17 protein-coding genes are annotated in these 20,662 nt (G+C 70.5%); 8 read left to right on the top strand and 9 right to left on the bottom strand.

Features of this window, described 5'->3' with window-relative positions; all coding sequences use genetic code 11:
- The first annotated feature begins 108 nt into the window (after window positions 1-108).
- Window positions 109-2,334 carry a SpoIIE family protein phosphatase gene (locus tag ACIQI8_RS30055; RefSeq protein ID WP_402356902.1) on the top strand — a complete coding sequence of 742 codons (2,226 nt, stop codon included), beginning with the start codon at window positions 109-111 and terminating at the stop codon, window positions 2,332-2,334.
- Between the two features lie 318 nt (window positions 2,335-2,652).
- Here ACIQI8_RS30055 and ACIQI8_RS30050 read toward each other — a convergent pair whose 3' ends face one another.
- Together ACIQI8_RS30050 and ACIQI8_RS30045 are read right to left on the bottom strand one after the other, a co-directional pair.
- Window positions 2,653-3,630: a pirin family protein gene (locus tag ACIQI8_RS30050; RefSeq protein WP_402356899.1), complete on the bottom strand. Its 978-nt coding sequence runs from the start codon at window positions 3,628-3,630 to the stop codon at window positions 2,653-2,655.
- 111 nt (window positions 3,631-3,741) lie between these two features.
- A complete protein-coding gene (locus tag ACIQI8_RS30045) occupies window positions 3,742-4,209 on the bottom strand; it encodes an SseB family protein (protein WP_123998889.1) in 468 nt (155 codons plus the stop codon).
- A gap of 161 nt (window positions 4,210-4,370) precedes the next feature.
- Between ACIQI8_RS30045 and ACIQI8_RS30040 the strand changes: the two genes are divergently transcribed.
- From ACIQI8_RS30040 to ACIQI8_RS30030, 3 genes are all read left to right on the top strand, one after another.
- The gene (locus tag ACIQI8_RS30040; RefSeq protein WP_402356896.1) at window positions 4,371-6,212 is read left to right on the top strand and encodes an acyl-CoA dehydrogenase; all 1,842 of its coding nucleotides are present in this window, start codon (window positions 4,371-4,373) and stop codon (window positions 6,210-6,212) included.
- A gap of 171 nt (window positions 6,213-6,383) precedes the next feature.
- Window positions 6,384-7,676, top strand: a complete 1,293-nt coding sequence (locus ACIQI8_RS30035; protein ID WP_402356893.1) for a M18 family aminopeptidase — start codon at window positions 6,384-6,386, stop codon at window positions 7,674-7,676.
- Between the two features lie 111 nt (window positions 7,677-7,787).
- Complete coding sequence (locus ACIQI8_RS30030; protein WP_402356890.1) at window positions 7,788-8,036, top strand: DUF6458 family protein; 249 nt, start codon at window positions 7,788-7,790, stop codon at window positions 8,034-8,036.
- 109 nt (window positions 8,037-8,145) lie between these two features.
- Here ACIQI8_RS30030 and ACIQI8_RS30025 read toward each other — a convergent pair whose 3' ends face one another.
- Entirely contained in the window at window positions 8,146-9,972 is a 1,827-nt protein-coding gene (locus tag ACIQI8_RS30025) for an NHL domain-containing thioredoxin family protein (RefSeq protein ID WP_402356887.1), read from the bottom strand.
- Between the two features lie 101 nt (window positions 9,973-10,073).
- Here ACIQI8_RS30025 and ACIQI8_RS30020 point away from each other — a divergent pair, with 101 nt between their 5' ends.
- Entirely contained in the window at window positions 10,074-10,565 is a 492-nt protein-coding gene (locus ACIQI8_RS30020) for an LURP-one-related/scramblase family protein (RefSeq protein ID WP_402356884.1), read from the top strand.
- A 4-nt stretch (window positions 10,566-10,569) separates the two neighbouring features.
- On the opposite strand, the gene ACIQI8_RS30015 is transcribed toward ACIQI8_RS30020, so the two are convergent.
- Window positions 10,570-12,363 (bottom strand): sigma-70 family RNA polymerase sigma factor, encoded by a 1,794-nt coding sequence (locus ACIQI8_RS30015; protein ID WP_402356881.1) that lies wholly within the window; start codon window positions 12,361-12,363, stop codon window positions 10,570-10,572.
- A 232-nt stretch (window positions 12,364-12,595) separates the two neighbouring features.
- On the opposite strand from ACIQI8_RS30015, the gene ACIQI8_RS30010 reads away from it, so the two are divergent.
- The gene (locus tag ACIQI8_RS30010) at window positions 12,596-13,006 is read left to right on the top strand and encodes an SsgA family sporulation/cell division regulator (protein ID WP_402356878.1); all 411 of its coding nucleotides are present in this window, start codon (window positions 12,596-12,598) and stop codon (window positions 13,004-13,006) included.
- A 46-nt stretch (window positions 13,007-13,052) separates the two neighbouring features.
- Here ACIQI8_RS30010 and ACIQI8_RS30005 read toward each other — a convergent pair whose 3' ends face one another.
- Entirely contained in the window at window positions 13,053-13,943 is an 891-nt protein-coding gene (locus ACIQI8_RS30005) for a carbon-nitrogen family hydrolase (protein ID WP_402356876.1), read from the bottom strand.
- Between the two features lie 181 nt (window positions 13,944-14,124).
- On the opposite strand from ACIQI8_RS30005, the gene ACIQI8_RS30000 reads away from it, so the two are divergent.
- A complete protein-coding gene (locus tag ACIQI8_RS30000; RefSeq protein WP_402356873.1) occupies window positions 14,125-14,949 on the top strand; it encodes a maleylpyruvate isomerase family mycothiol-dependent enzyme in 825 nt (274 codons plus the stop codon).
- A 69-nt stretch (window positions 14,950-15,018) separates the two neighbouring features.
- On the opposite strand, the gene ACIQI8_RS29995 is transcribed toward ACIQI8_RS30000, so the two are convergent.
- Complete coding sequence (locus tag ACIQI8_RS29995) at window positions 15,019-16,332, bottom strand: nitrate/nitrite transporter (RefSeq protein WP_402356870.1); 1,314 nt, start codon at window positions 16,330-16,332, stop codon at window positions 15,019-15,021.
- Complete coding sequence (locus ACIQI8_RS29990; protein ID WP_402356867.1) at window positions 16,329-17,000, bottom strand: GntR family transcriptional regulator; 672 nt, start codon at window positions 16,998-17,000, stop codon at window positions 16,329-16,331. Before ACIQI8_RS29990 ends, ACIQI8_RS29995 begins: the two co-directional genes overlap by 4 nt.
- Window positions 17,001-17,263: 263 nt before the next feature.
- Between ACIQI8_RS29990 and ACIQI8_RS29985 the strand changes: the two genes are divergently transcribed.
- The gene (locus ACIQI8_RS29985) at window positions 17,264-18,166 is read left to right on the top strand and encodes a D-alanyl-D-alanine carboxypeptidase family protein (RefSeq protein WP_402356864.1); all 903 of its coding nucleotides are present in this window, start codon (window positions 17,264-17,266) and stop codon (window positions 18,164-18,166) included.
- A gap of 85 nt (window positions 18,167-18,251) precedes the next feature.
- On the opposite strand, the gene ACIQI8_RS29980 is transcribed toward ACIQI8_RS29985, so the two are convergent.
- Complete coding sequence (locus ACIQI8_RS29980; protein WP_402356861.1) at window positions 18,252-19,655, bottom strand: dihydrolipoamide acetyltransferase family protein; 1,404 nt, start codon at window positions 19,653-19,655, stop codon at window positions 18,252-18,254.
- A gap of 10 nt (window positions 19,656-19,665) precedes the next feature.
- Entirely contained in the window at window positions 19,666-20,661 is a 996-nt protein-coding gene (locus ACIQI8_RS29975) for an alpha-ketoacid dehydrogenase subunit beta (protein WP_402356858.1), read from the bottom strand.
- Between the last annotated feature and the right edge of the window lies 1 nt (window position 20,662).

Raw genomic sequence — 20,662 nt, 5'->3', positions numbered from 1 at the left:
AGCCTACCGGGGACCCCAAGATCGGCTCCCCACCATTTGAGCCCCCGGAACCCTTCTCCCACCCTGACCGGTGGCACTCATCGATCACCTTTTCTATAAAGTGGGGCAATGCGCACTGGTGAGCCGCTGCCCGCCGTGGGGGAGGTTCTCGCCGCCCTCGCGACCGGCCTGTGGTCCTGGGACACCGCCACGGAGCTGGTCACGGTGGACGCCGAGGCCGCACGACTGCTCGGTCTGCCCGCGAAAGCGGCCACCCTCACGGAGGCCCAGATCCGGTCCCGGCTGCACCCGGTCGACTGGAACGAGATCGCCGGCATCGTCGGCCTCGCCGTCGCCGAGGGGACCCTCGCCGAGGTGCGGGTACGGGTCATGGACGAGCACGGCCGGGTGATCCGGGTCGTACGCTCCCGCTCCAAGCCGTCGTACGACCCCGAACGGAAAGCCTTCCAGCTGATCGGCACCCTCCAGGAGGTCACCGAGCCGACCCCGGGCAGCCCGGCTGGACGCAGCGCCGTCACGGGTGACTGGCGGCGCTCCCGGGAGGCGTTCCTGCTGGACGCGGGCCGCGCGCTGGCCGAGGCGCGGTCGACGGCGGAGGTGCTGCGGGTCGCGGCGGGCCTGTCGATGCCGGGCTTCTCCCCGGACGGACTCGCGGTCTTCGAGGTCGCGGGCGACCGTCTGTCGATCATCGGCCTGCACGGGTACCAGCCAGGCGACGAGGACCCGTTCTCCCCCATGTCCCTGGACGCGGACTATCCGGCCGCCGAGGTGATCCGCACCGGCCGCGCCGTCTACCTGTCGTCCCCCGGCGACTACAAGGCCCGCTATCCGGTCATGTGGCAGCTGATAGAGAACCTCGGCCGCGAGTCCTGGGCGTATCTGCCACTCACGGTCGCGGGCCGCACGATGGGCGCCTGGATGGCGTCCTTCGCGTATCCCGTCGCCTTCACCCCCGACGAGCGCTCGGTCCTCACGACCATCGCCCGCATGCTCGCCCAGGCCCTGTCCCGGGCCGGTGTCGCCGAGAGCGAGCGCGCCCTGACCGACGGCCTGCAGCGCTCCATGCTGCCGACCCTGGGCCCTCGAATACCGGGCATGAACGTCGCCGCCCGCTATGTGCCCACCGGCGGCGGCCTCCAGGTCGGCGGTGACTGGTACGACATGATCCCGCTGCCCGGGAACACCGCGGGGGGCGGCCGGATCGCCCTGGTCATCGGTGACGTCCAGGGCCACGACGTGCGGGCGGCCGGTCTGATGGGCCAGCTGCGGATCGCCCTGCGCGCCTACGCCTCCGAGGGCCACCGCCCCGACGCGGTGCTCTCCCGCGCCTCCCGTTTCCTGCACGGCATGACCTACGGCTCCCCCGAGGACGCCTCCGACCTGCGCTTCGCGACCTGCCTGTACATCGAGGCCGACCCGGCCACCGGCACCCTGGACATCGCGCGGGCCGGTCACCCGGACCCGGCGATCCGCATGGCGGACGGCACGGTGCTGGCCCGGCCGACGGCGGGCGGGCTGCCGCTCGGCATCGACCCGGACGCCGACTACCCGACCACGCGGATCACCCTGGAGCCCGGCGAGACGCTGCTGATGTGCACGGACGGGCTGATCGAGACCGGCGGCCACGACCTGGACTCGGGCTGGCAGCGGATCCGTACGATCCTCGAAGAGCACGACGGCGGTCTGGAGGAACTGGCCGACGCCCTGGTGCAGGGCGTGCACGGACCCTCCTCCCACCACACCACCGGCCCGCTCGCCGACCGCCGCGAGGACGACATAGCGGTGCTGCTGCTGTCCCGGCCGGGGGCAGGCGACGCCGAGAGCGCGCCGGCCGGGCCGACGCCGGCGCGGACCGTCCGGCGCAGCATGATGTCGGTCGCCCAGGCGGAACCGGAACGGGTGGCGGTGGCCCGGCAGCAGCTGCGGGAGCTGCTGCACGACTGGGCCTCGCAGGACCAGATCGACTCGGCGGTCCTGCTGCTGTCCGAGATGCTCACCAACGTCCTCGTGCACACCGACGCCGACGCGCTGCTGCTGGCCGAGGTGCGCGACGGGGTCGACGGGCGCCGGATCCGCATCGAGGTCACCGACACCAGCGACGACCTCCCGCACAAGCGCCGCCCCGGCGAACTGGCCTCCTCCGGCCGCGGCCTGGTCCTCATCGAACTCCTCGCCGACACCTGGGGCGTGGACCCGCGGGGCGAGGGCAAGAGCATCTGGTTCGAACTCCACGAGCCCGAGCCGAAGGACGCCGGGACGTACGGGATCGAGGGCTACGAACCCAAGGGCGCCGACGACTCCACCGGCCCCGGCGACTCCGGCGGCGCCTCGTAACGTGCATCTGCACCGTCCGGCTCTGGATCATCGGCTGCAGTACATGGCCCTCCAGGACCTGCACGCCGAGCACGACACCCAGGGCCCACAGGGCGATGACGAAGCAGGGCGAGGACGGCCATGGCGATGACCTCGCCGACCGCGCTGACGCCGCTGATCACGTTGGAGGCCGCGGTGCCTTGAGCTCCGCGCACAGCCGGATCCCGACATAGCCGACCCCGGCGACCCGTCAGCCACGTTGTGCCTCGACTGCCCAGTGCAGCGAGAAGGGCCCTGTCCGGCTGTCGTGGCCGGACAGGGCCCTTCTCGCAGGGGAGGTCAGCCCTGGGGGCCGCTCTCGTTCATGCCGTGCACCGCCGGGATCGTGCCCAGGCGGCCCTTCTGGAAGTCCTCGAAGGCCTGCTGGAGCTCTGCCTGGTTGTTCATGACGAACGGGCCGTAGTGGGCCATCGGCTCACGGATCGGCTGCCCGCCGAGGAGGACGACCTCCAGGTCCGGGGTGTTCGAGTCCTGCTGCTCGTCCGCACGGACGGTCAGCGAGGAGCCCGCCCCGAACACGGCGGTCTGACCCAGGTGGATCGGCCGGCGCTCGGCGCCCACGGAACCCTTGCCGGCCAGCACGTACGCGAGACCGTTGAAGTCCTCGCGCCACGGCAGGGTCAGCTCGGCGCCCGGCGCCAGCGTCGCGTGGATCATCGTGATCGGCGTGTGCGTGATGCCGGGGCCCGCGTGACCGTCCAGCTCACCGGCGATGACCCGCAGGAGCGCGCCGCCGTCGGGGGTGGTGAGCAGCTGCACGTTGCCGCCGCGGATGTCCTGGTAGCGCGGGGCCATCATCTTGTCCTTGGCCGGGAGGTTCACCCACAGCTGCAGGCCGTGGAAGAGACCGCCGGACACGACCAGGGACTCCGGCGGCGCCTCGATGTGCAGCAGGCCCGCGCCCGCCGTCATCCACTGGGTGTCGCCGTTGGTGATGGTGCCGCCGCCACCGTTGGAGTCCTGGTGGTCGAAGACGCCGTCGATGATGTAGGTGACGGTCTCGAAACCGCGGTGCGGGTGCCAGGGCGTGCCCTTGGGCTCGCCCGGCGCGTACTCCACCTCACCCATCTGGTCCATCATGATGAACGGGTCGAGGTGGCGGTAATGGATCCCGGCGAACGCGCGGCGCACCGGGAAGCCCTCGCCCTCGAATCCGCTCGGGGCGGTCGTGACGCCGAGCACGGGGCGTGCCACGGCATCGACCGGCGTGGTCACGCGCGGGAGCGTCAACGGGTTCTCGACGGTCACTGCAGGCATGTCGGTACCTCCTTGTGCGGCCAGTTTAGTTGAGCATTGAACTTTCTGCCACCCCTAACGGAGAAAGCCCGGAGGACATTCCCTCCGGGCTTCCAGGTCTGGGGATGCGGATCAGCCGTACATGCGACGCATGGCGAAGTCGACCATCTGTTCGACCGCCTTCGCGTCGAAGACCATCCTGTGCTCGCCCTCCATGTCGAGGACGAAGCCGTAGCCGGTGGGCAGGAGGTCGATCACCTCGGCGCCGGTGATCACGAAGTACTTGGACTCCTTGCCCGCGTACCGCCGCAGCTCCTTGAGCGAGGTGAACATCGGGATCACCGGCTGCTGCGTGTTGTGCAGCGCGAGGAACCCGGGGTTGTCGCCCCGCGGGCAGTAGACCTTCGACGTGGCGAAGACCTGCTGGAAGTCCTCCGCCGCCAACTGGCCCGTGGTGAACGCCCGCACCGCGTCCGCGAGGGACGGTGGGGACGGCTCGGGGTACAGCGGCGGCTGCTGGCCGTACCCGCCCGGCATCTGCTGCTGTCCTTGGGCGTACTGCTGCTGCTGAGCGCCCACACCCTGGTCGTAGCCGTACATGCCCCAAAGAGTACTGAGTCACAGATGACCCAATCGGGGTTGCTTCTTATTACCGACGGGTAGCATCATCGTAGCTACTTATTGGTACACGTTTATCCATCTGAACCAGCGCGAGGATCCAGTGCCTCGCCGATCTCTCTACGGAGCCGGGAGCCGTCACCATGGGGCACTACAAGTCGAATCTCCGCGACATCGAGTTCAACCTCTTCGAAGTACTCGGCCGCGACAAGCTGTACGGCACGGGCCCCTTCGAGGAGATGGACGCCGAGACCGCGAAGAGCATCCTCGACGAGCTCACCCGCCTCGCCGAGAACGAGCTGGCGGAGTCCTTCGCGGACGCCGACCGCAACCCCCCGGTCTTCGACCCGGAGACGAACACCGCGCCGGTCCCGGCCTCCTTCAAGAAGAGCTACAAAGCCTTCATGGACGCCGAGTACTGGCGCCTGGGCCTGCCCGAGGAGATCGGCGGCACGACCGCGCCGCCGTCCCTGATCTGGGCGTACGCGGAGCTGGTGCTCGGCGCGAACCCGGCCGTGTGGATGTACTCCTCCGGCCCCGCGTTCGCCCGCATCCTCTTCGAGGAGGGCACCGAGGAGCAGAAGAAGCTCGCGAAGATCGCCGTGGAGAAGACCTGGGGCTCCACCATGGTGCTCACCGAGCCCGACGCGGGCTCGGACGTCGGCGCCGGCCGCACCAAGGCGGTCCAGCAGGAGGACGGCTCCTGGCACATCGAGGGCGTCAAGCGCTTCATCACCTCCGGTGAGCACGACATGGAGGAGAACATCCTTCACTACGTGCTGGCGCGCCCCGAGGGTGCCGGACCCGGCACCAAGGGCCTGTCCCTCTTCCTCGTACCGAAGTACCTCTTCGACTTCGAGACCGGCGAGCTGGGCGAGCGCAACGGCGTCTACGCGACGAACGTCGAGCACAAGATGGGCCTGAAGGCCTCCAACACCTGCGAGATGACCTTCGGCGACCAGCGCCCCGCCAAGGGCTGGCTGATCGGCGACCGGCACGACGGCATCCGCCAGATGTTCCGGATCATCGAGTTCGCGCGGATGATGGTCGGCACGAAGGCGATCTCCACGCTGTCGACGGGCTACCTGAACGCGCTGGAGTACGCCAAGGAGCGCGTCCAGGGCACCGACCTCGCCGCCTTCGGCGACAAGACCGCGCCCAAGGTCACCATCACGCACCACCCGGACGTCCGCCGCTCGCTGATCACGCAGAAGGCGTACGCCGAGGGCATGCGCGCCCTCGTCCTGTACACCGCCTCGATCCAGGACGCGATCCAGGTCAAGGAGACGAACGGCGAGGACGCGAAGACCGAGCACGCGCTCAACGACCTGCTCCTGCCGATCGTGAAGGGCTACGGCTCCGAGAAGGGCTACGAGCTGCTCGCGCAGTCGCTGCAGACCTTCGGCGGCTCCGGGTTCCTCCAGGAGTACCCGATCGAGCAGTACATCCGCGACGCCAAGATCGACACCCTGTACGAGGGCACCACGGCGATCCAGGGCCAGGACTTCTTCTTCCGGAAGATCGTCCGCAACCAGGGCGCGGCCCTCAACTCCCTGGCCGAGGACATCAAGAAGTTCCTCGCGCTCGGCACCGGCGGCGAGGAGCTGGCCGGCGCCCGCGAGCACCTCGCCAAGGCGGCCGTCGAGCTGGAGGCGATCGTCGGCCTGATGCTGACCGACCTCGCGGCCACCGAGCAGGACGTCAAGAACATCTACAAGGTCGGCCTGAACACCACCCGCCTGCTGCTCGCCTCCGGCGACGTGATCGTGGGCTACCTGCTCCTCAAGGGCGCCGCGGTCGCCGCCGAGAAGCTGGAGACGGCGTCCAGCAAGGCGGTGTCCGCCAAGGACGCGGCGTTCTACCAGGGCAAGATCGCGGCGGCGAAGTTCTTCGCGGCCAACGTCCTGCCGGGCGTCACCGGCGCCCGCAAGCTCGCCGAGAACGTCGACCTGGACGTGATGGAACTCGACGAAGCGGCGTTCTGATTCCAGGAGCGCGGCCGGACCGCGCTCCCGTTCCGATGAGAGACCGGTCACCCGGTCCCGGTCGTGGTTCCAGCGGCCCGGGATCTGGGTAGCCAGAACTCCACATCGCCTCCCGAGGGCCCGCTCCCCAGCACGCGGAGTGGGCCTTCGTACGTCGTTAAGGTGAACCCCATGAGCGAACCCCCCCGCTTCGACCGCGGCCACACCGACGACCTCATGTCCTTCCTGACGGCCAGCCCGTCGCCGTACCACGCGGTGGCCGGGTCCGCCGAGCGGCTGGAGAAGGCAGGGTTCAGGCAGGTCGTGGAGACGGATGCCTGGGACGGGACGACCGGCGGGAAGTACGTGCTGCGCGGCGGCGCGATCGTGGCCTGGTACGTCCCCGAGGGCGCGGCGCCCCACACGCCGTTCCGCATCGTCGGCGCGCACACCGATTCCCCGAACCTGCGGGTCAAGCCGCTGCCCGACACCGGAGCGCACGGCTGGCGCCAGGTCGCCGTGGAGATCTACGGCGGGCCGCTGCTGAACTCCTGGCTCGACCGTGACCTGGGCCTGGCCGGCCGGGTGACCCTGCGGGACGGCTCGACCCGCCTGGTCAACGTGGACCGGCCGCTGCTGCGGGTGCCCCAACTCGCCATCCACCTGGACCGTTCGGTGTCGGCGGAGGGTCTCAAGCTCGACAAGCAGCGGCATCTGCAGCCGGTGTGGGGCCTGGGCAACGACGTGCGCGACGGCGACCTGATCGCCTTCGTGGAGGAGACGGCCGGGCTCGCGGCGGGCGAGGTCACCGGCTGGGACCTGATGGTGCACTCCGTGGAACCGCCCGCCTACCTGGGCCGCGACAAGGACCTGGTCGCGGGCCCGCGCATGGACAACCTGCTCTCCGTCCACGCGGGCGTGGCAGCGCTCTCCGCGGTCTCCGTCGGGAACCTGCCCTCCATCCCCGTACTCGCCGCCTTCGACCACGAGGAGAACGGCTCGCAGTCGGACACGGGCGCGGACGGGCCGCTGCTCGGCAGTGTGCTGGAGCGTTCGGTGTTCGCCCGCGGGGGCTCCTACGAGGACCGGGCCAGAGCCTTCGCCAGCACCGTCTGTCTCTCCTCCGACACCGGTCACGCGGTGCACCCCAACTACGCCGAACGGCACGACCCGACGCACCACCCGCGGGTCAACGGCGGACCGATCCTCAAGGTCAACGTCAACAACCGCTACGCGACGGACGGTTCGGGCCGCGCGGTGTTCGCCGCTGCCTGCGAGAAGGCGGGCGTCCCCTTCCAGTCCTTCGTCTCCAACAACTCCATGCCCTGCGGCACGACGATCGGCCCGATCACCGCGGCCCGGCACGGCATCAAGACCGTGGACATCGGTGCGGCGATCCTCTCGATGCACAGCGCCCGCGAACTGTGCGGCGCGGACGACCCGCATCTGCTGGCGAACGCGCTGGTGGCGTTCCTGGAGGGGTAGCCGTAGGGCCGCCCGACGGGTTGTCAACGGCGCGACGGTGCATGGGCGTTGCACGCCGGGGTACCCGGAGGTCCGGACCGGAAGGACCGGGCCGGACAGGAGGCGACACTCATGGGCCTCGGTGGATGCATCATCCTGATCGCTTCGGGAGCCATCCTCACCTTCGCGACCGACTGGCACATGAAGGGGGTCAACCTCGACCTGGTCGGCGTCATCCTCATGGCCGTCGGACTCATCGGCGTGAGCACGTTCAGCAGCATCGCCCGGCGCAGGCGCGTGGTGGTACCGCCGTCCTCGTCGGTGATCGACGAGGACCCGAACCGCCGCCGCGACGGTTACGGCGGCGGATACGGCGTGTAGCGGATACGGCGCGTAACGGACAATCGCGAACAACTGCTCGCGAAGTCGGCCCGTTCAGTTGTGTGAATAGCGTGAAGGATTTCGAGCCCTGAGGGGCCCTTCGGAGCGCTTACACGTCCCGTTCGTCCATGCCCGCCAGGACCAGCGGGAGCCGGTCCGCCCCGCCCTCGGTGAGGCGGACCGGAACACCCCAGTCCTGTTGGTGCACATGGCAGGCCGGGTACTCGACCGATGGGTCGTCGTCGCACGAAGCGGCCATCGCCGAGACGTGCAGCACCCCCTCCTCGATCGCCGGGTTGAGCTCCAGGTCGCGTATCAGGTCGGTGTCCGCGCCCTCGCCCGCGAGCAGCAGCTCGGGCGGGGTGGCGGAGACCAGGAGGCGCGTCGAGGGTCCGTAGCGGGTGTCGAGCTTCTGGCCGGCCGGTGCCTGGAAGATCACGTCCAACCGCAGCTTCCCCGCCGCCACTTCGGTGGCGGCGCGCTGCGTGCGATGGGCGACCGCGGCCACCCGGACCGCCTCCTCCGGCAGCCGCAGCCTGGTCAGCCGGTGGCGGGCCGACTCGACGACCACGATGTCGTCGCCGACGAGCACGGCGTCGCTCGGCTCGCGCAGGTCCGTGGCCAGGGTGGTGACCTCACCCGTCGCCGGATCGAAGCGGCGCAGCGCGTGGTTGTACGTGTCGCTGATCGCGACCGAGCCGTCGGGCAGCGCGGTGACGCCCAACGGGTGCTGGAGCAGCGCCTGTCCGGCTGCCCCGTCACGGTGCCCGAAGTCGAAGAGCCCGGTCCCCACCGCCGTGTGCACCGAACCGTCCGGGTCGACCCAGCGCAGCGCGGAGGTCTCGGAGTCGGCGACCCACAGCCGCTCGGGGGTGGCGGCGAGCCCTGACGGCTGCGCGAACCAGGCCTCGGCGGCGGCCCCGTCGACGAGCCCTTCGTTGGTGGTCCCGGCGGCGACGGCGACGGTCCGCCCGTCCGGGTCGTACACCCACAGCTGATGCACCCCGGCCATGGCGGTCCACACCTTGCCGTCCCACAGGGCGACGTCCCACGGCGAGGACAGGTCGACCTCGCGGGCCGGCCCGGAGGTGGGCGCCCCCTGCCACCACTGCCGGCCGGTGCCGGCCAGGGTGGTGACCTCGCCGGTCGCGAGGTCGAGGCGGCGCAGCGCGTGGTTCACGGTGTCGGCGACGACCACGGACCCGTCGTCGAGCAGCGCGAGCCCCTGCGGCTCGCTGAACGCGGCGGTGTCCGGGCCGCCGTCCACGAACCCGCGCGCGCCCGTGCCGATCCGTCGCAGGACGCTCTCCCCGTCCGCGGCGAGCTCGACGACCTGGTGCCGGGTGGTGTCACTGACCAGGAAGGTCCCACCCGGCAGGCCGATCGCCTTCCCCGGGAAGCGCAGCACCGTCGGCTCCGGCTCCGGGGCCACGTACGGGCCGTCGCCGCGCCGCAGCGTGCCCTTCGCCTCGTGCTCGGCCTCCAGCTCCGTCACCAGCCGCTCGATGGCGTGCACATGGCCCTCACCGGCGTGCTGCGCGACGACGTACCCCTCGGGGTCGATCACGACCAGCGTCGGCCACGCGCGCACGGCGTACTGCTTCCAGGTCGCCAGCTCCGGGTCGTCGAGCACCGGATGGGCCACCCCGTACCGCTCGACGGCGTCCATCACCGCCGCATGCTCCGCCTCGTGGACGAACTTCGGCGAGTGCACCCCGATGACCACGACGGTGTCGGCGTGCTTCTCCTCCAGCTCCCGCAGCTCGTCCAGGACGTGCAGGCAGTTCACGCAACAGAACGTCCAGAAGTCGAGGACGACGATACGTCCGCGCAGGTCGGCGAGGGTGTACCGCTGGTCGCCCGTGTTCAGCCAGCCGCCCTTGCCGACCAGCTCGGGAGCGCGGACGCGGACGCGTCGGGGAGTGGAGTCGCTCATGCGTCAAGAGTGCCACCCGCCACCGACAGCCACCCCGGCGGAGTCAGTCCGTCGGCCTACCGGCGGCGTTGCGGACGCGGGACCGGGGAAGCCGTGACGGTATGAGATTCCTCGTGCGCGACCGGCTCCTCGGCCTCGGTGACGACTACTGGATCGAGGACGAACACGGCAACAAGGTGTTCCTCGTCGACGGCAAGGCCATGCGGCTGCGGGACACCTTCGAGCTGAAGGACACGCGGGGGCGCGTCCTCATCGACATCCACAAGAAGATGCTCGCCCTGCGCGACACCATGGTGATCGAACGGGACGGCGAGCCCCTCGCCCGCATCAAGCGAAAACGCCTCTCCCTCCTGCGCAACCACTACCGCGTGGCCCTCGTCGACGGCACCGAACTCGACGTCAGCGGCAAGATCCTCGACCGCGAGTTCGCCGTCGAGTACGACAACGAGCTCCTGGCCGTGATCTCCCGCCGCTGGATGCACATCCGCGAGACGTACGGCGTCGACGTGGTCCGCGACGACGCGGATCCGGCGCTGCTGATCGCGGTGGCGGTGTGCGTGATCCACCTGGCGGAGAAGGAGCGGGAGGACTAGAGGACTAGAGGGGGTAGCGGGGAGGGGACGGCACCGGAGGGGAACAGTCGTCCGTCGGGGTCGGGGACGGTGTGGGGTCGGTGGTTTTCGTCGGTTCGTCGACGGGGGTCGTGGGCTTGGGCGACGCGGGCTCGGGATAGGTGGGCTCGGGTGACGTGGGTTCAGGAGTCGAGGGCTCGGGAGTCGAGGGCTCCGGTGACGAGGGCTCGGGCGCCGGCGTGCCCGGACCCGAAGGCGCCGACGTGGGCGTCGGTATCGGCGCCGGAGTCGGCGGCAAGGGCGGCAGCGGGGGCGGTATCGGCGTGGCGGTCCCCGGCCCCGAGTCGCCGACGTCGTACGAGGCCGGGACCGGCACGTCGGTCGGCGTCGAACCGGCTCTCGGCGCCTGTGTTCCCTCCGCCGTGCCGGGCGTGGCCGTCCCGTCGCCCGACTCGGGCTGCCCGACCGGCGCCTGAGCCACGGGCGTCTCCCGCACCGACCCCTTGTCCACGGTGACCGGACCGGAGTCGACCGACCCGAGCGCGATGCAGACTGCCACGGCCCCGGCCACCGCGGCACCGGCCGCCACCGCCACGGGTGTCTTCGCGCCCCCGGCCACGGCGGACTTCACCCCGCGCAAGAGCCCACCACCGTGCCCGCCGACAAGCCCTCCCGCGCTGCCATGACCTCCCGCAACCCCGGCCGCAGCACCGTGCCCACCCGCAAGCCCAGCCGCGGCACCGTGCCCGCCGACCGAACCAGCCGCTCCCGCGGACGCCCCGCCAGAACCGCCTGCCGCAGCCCCGGCCCCAGCGCCATGACCACCCGCAACCCCAGCCGTACCCCCATGCCCGCCTGCCGCCCCCGCGGACGCCCCGCCGGACCCGCCCGCCGGAGCGCCGGCACCGACCCCAGAGCTGTGGCCCGCACCCGCGCCGGCACCGGAACCCGCGCTTCCGCCCGCACTCGCACCGGAAGCCGCGCTTCCGCCCGCCCCGGCACCTCCTCCTGCACCTGCACCTCCACCCGCGCCCGAAGCACCGCCCACCGCAGCACCCGCCGAACCTGCGGAGCCCACTGCCCCGGAGAGCAGCCACTTTCCGGCGCCGCCCACCGCGAACACCAGCAGTGCCGGTCCGATCAGGGCGGGCAGTTTGCTGTTGGTCTGCATCAGGAGGGCGAGGCGTTCGCGGCAGTCGTCGCACGCGTCCACGTGTGCGAGCAGCCGTTCGGACTGGCGTGCCGTCGCGTTGCCGCGGACGTACGCGGGCATGCGCGCCCAGTGCACCTGGCACGCGGGATCGTCGGGGGCGCCGGTCTGGGTGCGCAGGAACGCCTGTCGCATGCCCTCACGCGCGCGGTGGAGCAGGACCGCCGTCGCCCCCTCGCGCGTGCCGAGCTGCGGCCCGATCGCGGCGAGCGGCTGGCCCTCCGCCTCGGCCAACCACAGTGCTTTGACCCAGCGTTCGGGGAGTTCGCCCAGCACGCGCGTGAGGAGGTCGACGGAGGACACCCGCTCCGCGGGGTCGTGCCCGTGCGCGCCGGCCTCGGCCCGCTCGTCGGTCTGCGGATCCTGCGGTGTCTCGCGTACGGCGCTGCCCGTCGCGGTGGCCAGCCGCCGCACCGTCGTCATCAGGTACGCCGGCACGTTGTCGATCTCGTGCCCGGCGGACAGCCGCCGCCAGACCCGGAAATGGGCCTCGGCGACGATGTCGTCGGCGGTCCAGGAGTTCCTGGTGAGCGAGCGCGCGTAGGCGACGAGACGCGGTTGCTGCTCCGCGTACACGCGTGCGTACTCGGCGGTGGAACCGTCGTTCATGGCAGGAACTCCAGTTGCCTGCTGGGGGATGGCCCCGATGGGTTTGTCACCCTAGATGACAAGGGTTTCAGTCAAAGTTGCGGCCCGAATGAAAGGTGACGCAGGTCACAGCCGTCACGTGCGAAACCGCGTAATCAGAAGTCCCTCCCGACGGTCGAGAAGACATCGGCACCAGCCATCGGCGTCACACCGCCCCAACTCGCCGGCCTCTCGCCCGCCTTGGAGGCCATCCGTGTACGTCACCCTCGACCAGCCCACCGGGGCCCGACTGATCACCCGCGATCAGGAGTTGGCCGTACCCGTCACCCTGCGGTACACCTCCGACGACCCGCTCGCCGTGCATTTCGCGTTTCCGGCCTGGATAGCGCTGGACGGCGAGCCGGTGACGTGGACCTTCGCCCGCGCGCTGCTGGAGGAGGGGCTGGGCACCACCACCGGCCTTGGCAGCGTGCACATTTGGCCGTGCGGACCGACGGACACGATCGTGGAGCTGCACTCGGCGGACGGGGTGGCCATGCTGCGGTTCAGGACGGCGGATCTGCGCCGGTTCCTGTTGAGGTCGTACACGGTGACCGAGCCGGGGGCGGAGGCGGTGGGCCCTGCCTTGGAGCACGGGCTCTCCGCGCTCCTTGACGGGGTGTGAGATGCCGGTGCCGATCGCGTCGAGGCCGGTCGACTCCGATGCGCGGTCAGCGGCGGGGCGGATCCAGTCCCAGCAACCGGTCCTTCAGCGCCGGGAACTGTTCCCGCGTCACGCCCACCTTCGCGGGGTCGAACTCGACGGTGAGGACCTCCTCGCCCGCGCCCGCCTCCGCCAGGACCTCGCCCCAGGGATCGACCACGATCGAGTGACCCGCCTGCGGAACTCCGGCGTGGGTCCCGGCCGTTCCGCAGGCAAGGACGAACGACTGGTTCTCCACCGCCCGTGCCTGAGCCAGCAGCGTCCAGTGGGAGCGGCGGCGCTCGGGCCAGCCCGCCGGGATCACCAGGGTCTCGGCGCCCGCGTCGACGAGCCCGCGGAAGAGTTCGGGGAAACGGAGGTCGTAGCAGGTCGCGAGGCCGAGGACCGTGTCCGGCAGACGGACCGTCACCAGGTCGCGCCCCGCGCCCATCAGCACGGCCTCGCCCTTGTCGAAGCCGAAGCGGTGGATCTTGCGGTAGGCGGCGGCCAGTTCACCGGAGGGGGAGAAGACGAGCGAGGTGTTGTAGAGCGGACCTTCACCGGAACCCGAGTCACCGTCAGGCGTCGGTGCACCACCGGACGCCAAGTCACCGTCAGTCGTCGATGCGTAGCCGGACGCCAAGTCACCGTCGGACCCGGCACGTTCCGGGATCGAGCCCGCGTGCAGCCACACGCCCGCGTCGCTCGCCGCCTTGGCCATCGCCTCGTAGGTGGGGCCCTTCAGCGGTTCGGCCTCGGTGCCGAACTCCTCGTAGGCGAACGCCCCGGTGGTCCACAGCTCCGGCAGGACGACCAGATCGGCCCCGGCCTGGTCACGTACCAGAGAAGCCGCTCTCTGCCGACGTGATTCGACCGATTCGCCCTGTTCTACGGCGAGTTGGAGCAGAGAGGCGCGCACACTACCACCGTCCTGGCATTCGAGCCGTCCACACAGGCCTACGATCGTCACACGAAAGCACTGCCGGGGTGCCTCACAGCAGCGTAACTTAGCGGTTCAAGACACCCACCCAGCGCAGCCACCTCCCACTGGCAACGACGCCAACCAGCCCGTGTACCGACCGCCGAGGGGTCCCGTTTCCGTGAGTCTGCATCCCACTCTCCAGCCCTACGCCGACGCCTGGACCCACTCCATCGAAGCGATATCCGAGCTGGTCCAGCCGCTTGTGGAGGGCGAGTGGAACCGCCGGACTCCGTGCCCGGCCTGGTCGGTGCGGGACGTGGTCTCCCATGTCATCGGGCTGGACTGCGAGATGCTCGGCGACCCGCGCCCGATTCACACCCTCCCGCGCGACCTCTACCACGTCGGCAACGACCACCAGCGCTACATGGAGATGCAGGTCGACGTCCGCCGCCACCACACGGCACCGGAGATGACCTCCGAGCTGGAGTACGTGATCATCCGCCGCAACCGGCAGCTGCGCAACGAGTCGCGCGACCCGGGCGCCAAGGTGCGCGCCCCCCTCGGCACCGAGCTGACCCTCGAAGAGTCCATGCGCTCCCACGCGTTCAACGTCTGGGTGCACGAGCAGGATCTGCGCGCAGCCCTCGGCCGGCCCGGCAACCTCGACTCCCCCGGCGCGCAGGTCGCCCGGGACGTGCTGCTCGACGCACTGCCCGCGATCGTGGCCGAGAAGGCGGACGCGCCGCGCAGTTCGGCGATCGTCTTCGACGTGCACGGTCCGATCGAGTTCCTGCGCACCATCCGCGTCGACATCCAGGGCCGCGGCACCCTGGAGACGGCCCCCGCGCTCGGCCCCGCCGCGACCTTCACCCTCGACTGGGAGACGTACGTCCGCCTGGCCTGCGGCCGGGTGTCGCTCGACGCGGCGGCGGACCGGGTGAAGGCGGAGGGCGATCCGGAGCTGACGGGGGCGATCCTGCGGAACTTCACGGTGACGCAGTAGCCGTCGGCCACAGCCGTATGACCCTGCCCTGAGCCGGGGGGACGGGTGCGCGCACCGCCTCCGCCCGGCTCACGCCGGTACGTGCACCGTCTCCACCCGGCTGGCCACCAGCCGCTCCCGCTCCCGGCGGGCCGCCCGCCTGCGCAGGCGCAGGATCTGGCTGATGCCGAGGGCCTGCAGGACGAAGACCACCGAGAAGGCGATGCTGTAGTCGTCGTCCGTCGCGTCCAGCAGCACGCCGATCGCGAACAGGGTCGTCATCGAGGCGACGAAACCGCCCATGTTGGTGATCCCGGAGGCCGTGCCCTGACGTTCGGGCGGGTTGGCGGGGCGGGCGAAGTCGAAGCCGAGCATCGAGGCGGGTCCGCACGCGCCCAGCACCGTGCACAGCACGATCAGCAGCCACATCGGGGCGTGCTCGGACGGGTACGCCAGCGTCACCGCCCACACCGTCGCGGTCGCCGCCACCGTGCCGAGCGCCAGCGGCAGCCGCGCCGCGTGGTGCCGGGCCACGACCTGGCCGTAGACGAGGCCGAAGGCCATGTTCGACAGGACGACCAGGGTGAGGAGTTCACCGGCCGTGGCGCGGGACAGGCCCTGGGCCTGGACGAGGAACGGCATGCCCCACAGCAGCAGGAACACCATCGCCGGGAACTGCGTGGTGAAGTGCACCCACAGGCCGAGCCGGGTCCCGGGCTCGCGCCAGGAGGCGGCGATCTGGCGGCGGACGTAGGCGGCGCCCTGGTGCGGGAAGGGCTCCGGTTCGTGGCCCTCGGGGTGGTCCTTGAGGAACAGCAGGAGCAGGACGAACACGACCACACCGGCGAGCGCGCTGCCCGCGAACGCGGCCGTCCAGCCGACGCCGTGCAGCAGCCGGGCCAGCACCAGCGTGGAGACCAGGTTGCCGGCCATGCCGGCGAGGCCCGCGAGCTGGGCGACCAGCGGGCCGCGCCGGGCCGGGAACCAGCGGGTGCCCAGGCGCAGCACGCTGATGAAGGTCATCGCGTCGCCGCAGCCGAGCAGGGCGCGGGAGGCGAGGGCGGTGCCGTACGAGGGGGAGAAGGCGAAGCCGAGCTGTCCGGCCGTGAACAGGACGGTGCCGATGGCCAGGACCTTCTTGGTGCCGAGGCGGTCGACCAGGAGGCCGACGGGTATCTGCATGCCGGCGTAGACCAGCAGCTGGAGGATCGAGAAGGTCGACAGGGCGGAGGCGCCCACGTGGAAGCGGTCGGCCGCGTCGAGGCCGGCGACCCCCAGGGACGTACGGAAGATGACGGCGACGAAGTAGACGGAGACGCCGATGCCCCAGACGGCGATGGCGCGCCGGCCACCGGGGGGATCGCCGGGCAGGGACAGTGCGGAGCGCGAACTGCCGACGCTCATCGGACCTCGCCCCGGGCCAGGTGGGAGAACCAGTCGACGTGCTGGTGCACGATCCCGGCGGCGGCCTTGGCGTCGCCGGTGCGCAGCGCGTCGAGGATCGCCTCGTGCTCGGTGAGCGTTTTGGCGATGCGGTCGGGGTGCGAGTGCATGATGGCGACGCCCATCCGCAGCTGCCGGTCGCGGAGTTGGTCGTAGAGCCGGGACAGGATCTCGTTGCCGCCGCTGCGGACGATCTCGGCGTGGAAGCAGCGGTCGGTGACGGCGGCGCCGGCCAGGTCTCCCGCGGCGGCCTGCTCCTTCTGCCTGGCGAGGAGCTCCTCGAGCCGGGCGATGAGGGTCGGTGAGGCCGGTACGACCTTGCGGACCGCGTGCTGCTCCACCAGCATCCGGGTCTCCACCACGTCCGCGATCTCCTGCGAGGAGACGGGCAGGACCAGCGCGCCCTTCTTCGGGTAGAGCCGGATCAGCCCCTCGACCTCAAGGCGCAGCAACGCCTCGCGCACGGGTGTCCGCGAGACCCCGACGGCTTCGGCGAGCTCGCCCTCGGTGAGCAGGGTGCCGCCCTCGTACCGGCGCTCCAGGACGCCCTGTTTGACATGGGAGTAGACGCGGTCGGCGGCGGGCGGCTGCTTGACGGTGGGGGACGGGGCGGGTGGTGCGGAAGCCATGGGGACATCTTAGATACAACACGTACGCATGAGGAGAGCGGGTCCGCCATCCGGACGAGCCGCCCGGCCGGTAACCGCCTTTTCCGGGTGCCCCGGTGTCCGGTAGCGGCCCCTTCTGTAATGACCGCGTCACGGAAGCAGACCCGCCCCAGCTGTCGCACAACCATCCGTGCTACATACGTGTCAGACACGTGCGGCCCGATCTTCTCTCCCCTCAACTTGGCCGCACCGCAGGGGCATTCGACGTAATCGGGGTATCTCAGTTGATAACCGGCATCAAGGGCGTTCGTATCCGCCGAGCCGCAGCCGTCGCCATCACGTCCGGCGCGATGCTCGCGACCGGAGCCCTCACCGCGGCACCCGCGCAGGCCGTGACCACGCCCACGATCGTCGCCAAGGGCGGCTACGTGATGAACAACGCCAACGGCAAGGGGCTGTACAGCAAGGCGGCCAACACCAAGCGTTCCACCGGCTCCACCACCAAGATCATGACCGCGAAGGTCGTGCTCTCGCAGTCGAACCTGAACCTCGACGCCAAGGTCACGATCCAGAAGGCCTACAGCGACTACATCGTCTCCAAGGGCGCCTCCTCGGCGCACCTGATCGTCGGCGACAAGGTCACCGTCCGTCAGCTGCTGTACGGGCTGATGCTGCCGTCCGGCTGTGACGCGGCCTACGCGCTCGCGGACAAGTTCGGCACCGGCTCGACGCGCGCCAAGCGCGTGTCGAACTTCATCGGCAAGATGAACACCACGGCCAGGAACCTCGGCCTGACGAACACGCACTTCGACTCGTTCGACGGCATCGGCAACGGCGGCAACTACTCGACGCCGCGCGACCTGACCGTCCTCGCCAGCAACGCGATGAAGAGCTCCACGCTGCGCACGGTCGTCAAGACCAAGAAGTACACGGCGAAGACCATCACCAAGACGGGCTCCACCCGCACGATGGCCGCCTGGACCAACACGAACACCCTGCTCAGCAGCTACAGCGGCACGATCGGCGTGAAGACCGGCTCCGGCGCCGAGGCCAAGTACTGCCTCGTCTTCGCCGCCACCCGCAACGGCAAGACCGTCTACGGCACGGTCCTCGCCTCCACCAACGCCACCCAGCGCGCCACCGACGCCACGAAGCTCCTGAACTACGGCTTCGCGAAGATCGGCTGACACCCGCCACGTGAGAAAGGGGCCCGCCGCAACCGCGGCGGGCCCCTTCCATGTTCGTCGGCGTCGACTCACGCCGGCGTGGACGTCATCCCCAGGTGATCAACCTCTTCGGCTGTTCCAGGATCGCCGCGACGTCCGCGAGGACCTTGGAGCCCAGTTCCCCGTCCACCAGGCGGTGGTCGAAGCTCAGGGCGAGGGTGGTGACCTGGCGGGGCTTCACCTTGCCCTTGTGGACCCACGGTTGGAGCTTGATCGCGCCGACCGCGAGGATCGCGGACTCGCCGGGGTTGAGGATCGGGGTGCCGGTGTCGACGCCGAAGACGCCGACGTTGGTGATGGTGACCGTGCCGCCCTGCATGGCGGCGGGGGACGTCTTGCCCTCCCGCGCCGTCGACACCAACTCGCCCAGGGCCTGGGCCAGTTGCGGGAGCGTCTTGGCCTGGGCGTCCTTGATGTTCGGGACGATCAGGCCGCGCGGGGTCGCCGCCGCGATGCCCAGGTTGACGTAGTGCTTGAGCACGATCTCCTGGTTCGCCTCGTCCCAGGACGCGTTGATGTCCGGGTTGCGCTTGATGGCGACCAGCAGGGCCTTGGCGATCAGGAGGAGCGGGTTGACCCGCAGCCCCTCCAGCGCGAACTCATCGGACCGCTTCAGCTCCTCCACCAGCTTCATCGTGCGCGTCACGTCGATCGTCACGAACTCCGTGACGTGCGGCGCGGTGAAGGCGGAGCCCACCATCGCCGCCGCCGTCGCCTTGCGCACACCCTTGACCGGGATACGGGTCTCACGGGCCGTGTCGTAGGTCGGCACCGGCGCGGGGGCCGACTCAGCAGGAGCGGGCGCGGTGACCGGCGCCGGGGCCACCGCCGCGTGCACGTCCTCGCGCGTGATGACGCCGTCCGGGCCCGACGGCCTCACCGTGTTCAGGTCGACGCCGAGGTCCTTGGCCAGCTTGCGCACGGGCGGCTTGGCCAGCGGGCGGGCCACCTCGACGGTGGGCGTCCCCCCGTGACCGTTCAGCTCGGACTGGATCGCCTGGGCGCCCTCAGGAGCCGCGGCCTCCGAGCCCTTGCGCGGGCGCCGCTTCGTGGCGGACGTGGAGACGCCGTAGCCCACAAGAACCGGCGTGCGGGCCGCCGGCTTCGCCTCCTCCGTCGCAGCGGAGGGAGCCTCGGCCGGCGCCTCGGCCGACGCCTCGGCGGGAGCCTCCGTAGGAGCAGCCCCGCCTCCCGAGACGTCCACCGAGATGATCGACGTGCCCACGTCGACCGTCGTGCCCTCGGGGAAGCGCAGCTCGCGCACCACCCCGTCGTACGGGATGGGCAGTTCGACGGCCGCCTTCGCCGTCTCGACCTCGCAGACCACCTGGCCGTCGGTGACCGTGTCGCCGGGCTGGACGTACCACTTGAGGATCTCCGCCTCGGTGAGCCCCTCGCCCACGTCCGGCATCTTGAACTCGCGTACGGACGTGTCCGTCATCGTCGTCACGACCCTCTCCTCAGTACGCCAGGGCGCGGTCGGCGGCGTCGAGCACCCGGTCCAGGCCCGGTAGGTACTCCTCCTCCAGGCGGGCCGGCGGGTACGGGGCGTGGTAGCCGCCGACCCTGAGGACCGGTGCCTCCAGGTGGTAGAAGCACCGCTCGGTGATACGCGCGGCGATCTCCGCGCCGGAGCCGAAGAACACCGGCGCCTCGTGGACCACGACCAGCCGGCGGGTCTTCTCCACCGACGTCTGGATGGAGTCGAAGTCCAGCGGGGAGATGGAGCGCAGGTCGAGGATCTCCAGGGACCTGCCCTCCTCGGCCGCCGCGTCGGCGACCTCCTGGCAGAGCTTCACCATCGGACCGTAGGCGGCCAGCGTGAGGTCCGTGCCCGGCCGCACGACCCGCGCCTTGTGCAGCGGGCCGGGGATGGCCTCGGGGTTGACCTCGCCCTTGTCCCAGTAGCGCCGCTTGGGCTCGAAGAAGATCACCGGGTCGTCGCTCTGGATGGCCTGCTGCATCATCCAGTACGCGTCCGACGCGTTCGACGGCGAGACCACCTTGAGGCCCGACACGTGCGCGAACAGCGACTCCGGGGACTCGGAGTGGTGCTCCACCGCGCCGATGCCGCCGCCGTAGGGGATGCGCACGACGACCGGCATCTTGACCTTGCCCAGCGAGCGCGCGTGCATCTTGGCGAGCTGGGTGACGATCTGGTCGTAGGCCGGGAAGACGAAGCCGTCGAACTGGATCTCCACCACCGGGCGGTAGCCGCGCAGCGCGAGGCCGATCGCCGTGCCGACGATGCCGGACTCGGCGAGCGGGGTGTCGATGACGCGGCTCTCGCCGAAGTCCTTCTGCAGCCCGTCGGTCACCCGGAAGACACCGCCGAGTTTGCCGACGTCCTCGCCCATGATCAGGACCTTGGGGTCGGTCTCCAGGGCGTGCCGCAGCGATTCGTTGATCGCCTTGGCGACAGCCATGGTCTTCGCCGTCACGGTTTCGGTCGCCATG

Origin of the sequence: Streptomyces sp. NPDC092369, assembly GCF_044755245.1 — a bacterium.
Lineage (GTDB): Bacteria > Actinomycetota > Actinomycetes > Streptomycetales > Streptomycetaceae > Streptomyces.
Note: the sequence above shows the minus strand (reverse complement) of the source record. Positions and strands in the feature narration are given on the sequence as shown.

What these genes read in the sequence shown, in the direction of transcription:
- ACIQI8_RS30055 (WP_402356902.1), top strand. Translation starts at nt 109, where the DNA reads ATGCGCACTGGTGAGCCGCTGCCCGCCGTGGGGGAGGTTCTCGCCGCC.
- ACIQI8_RS30050 (WP_402356899.1), bottom strand. Translation starts at nt 3,630, where the DNA reads ATGCCTGCAGTGACCGTCGAGAACCCGTTGACGCTCCCGCGCGTGACC.
- ACIQI8_RS30045 (WP_123998889.1), bottom strand. Translation starts at nt 4,209, where the DNA reads ATGTACGGCTACGACCAGGGTGTGGGCGCTCAGCAGCAGCAGTACGCC.
- ACIQI8_RS30040 (WP_402356896.1), top strand. Translation starts at nt 4,371, where the DNA reads ATGGGGCACTACAAGTCGAATCTCCGCGACATCGAGTTCAACCTCTTC.
- ACIQI8_RS30035 (WP_402356893.1), top strand. Translation starts at nt 6,384, where the DNA reads ATGAGCGAACCCCCCCGCTTCGACCGCGGCCACACCGACGACCTCATG.
- ACIQI8_RS30030 (WP_402356890.1), top strand. Translation starts at nt 7,788, where the DNA reads ATGGGCCTCGGTGGATGCATCATCCTGATCGCTTCGGGAGCCATCCTC.
- ACIQI8_RS30025 (WP_402356887.1), bottom strand. Translation starts at nt 9,972, where the DNA reads ATGAGCGACTCCACTCCCCGACGCGTCCGCGTCCGCGCTCCCGAGCTG.
- ACIQI8_RS30020 (WP_402356884.1), top strand. Translation starts at nt 10,074, where the DNA reads ATGAGATTCCTCGTGCGCGACCGGCTCCTCGGCCTCGGTGACGACTAC.
- ACIQI8_RS30015 (WP_402356881.1), bottom strand. Translation starts at nt 12,363, where the DNA reads ATGAACGACGGTTCCACCGCCGAGTACGCACGCGTGTACGCGGAGCAG.
- ACIQI8_RS29995 (WP_402356870.1), bottom strand. Translation starts at nt 16,332, where the DNA reads ATGAGCGTCGGCAGTTCGCGCTCCGCACTGTCCCTGCCCGGCGATCCC.
- ACIQI8_RS29990 (WP_402356867.1), bottom strand. Translation starts at nt 17,000, where the DNA reads ATGGCTTCCGCACCACCCGCCCCGTCCCCCACCGTCAAGCAGCCGCCC.
- ACIQI8_RS29975 (WP_402356858.1), bottom strand. Translation starts at nt 20,661, where the DNA reads ATGGCGACCGAAACCGTGACGGCGAAGACCATGGCTGTCGCCAAGGCG.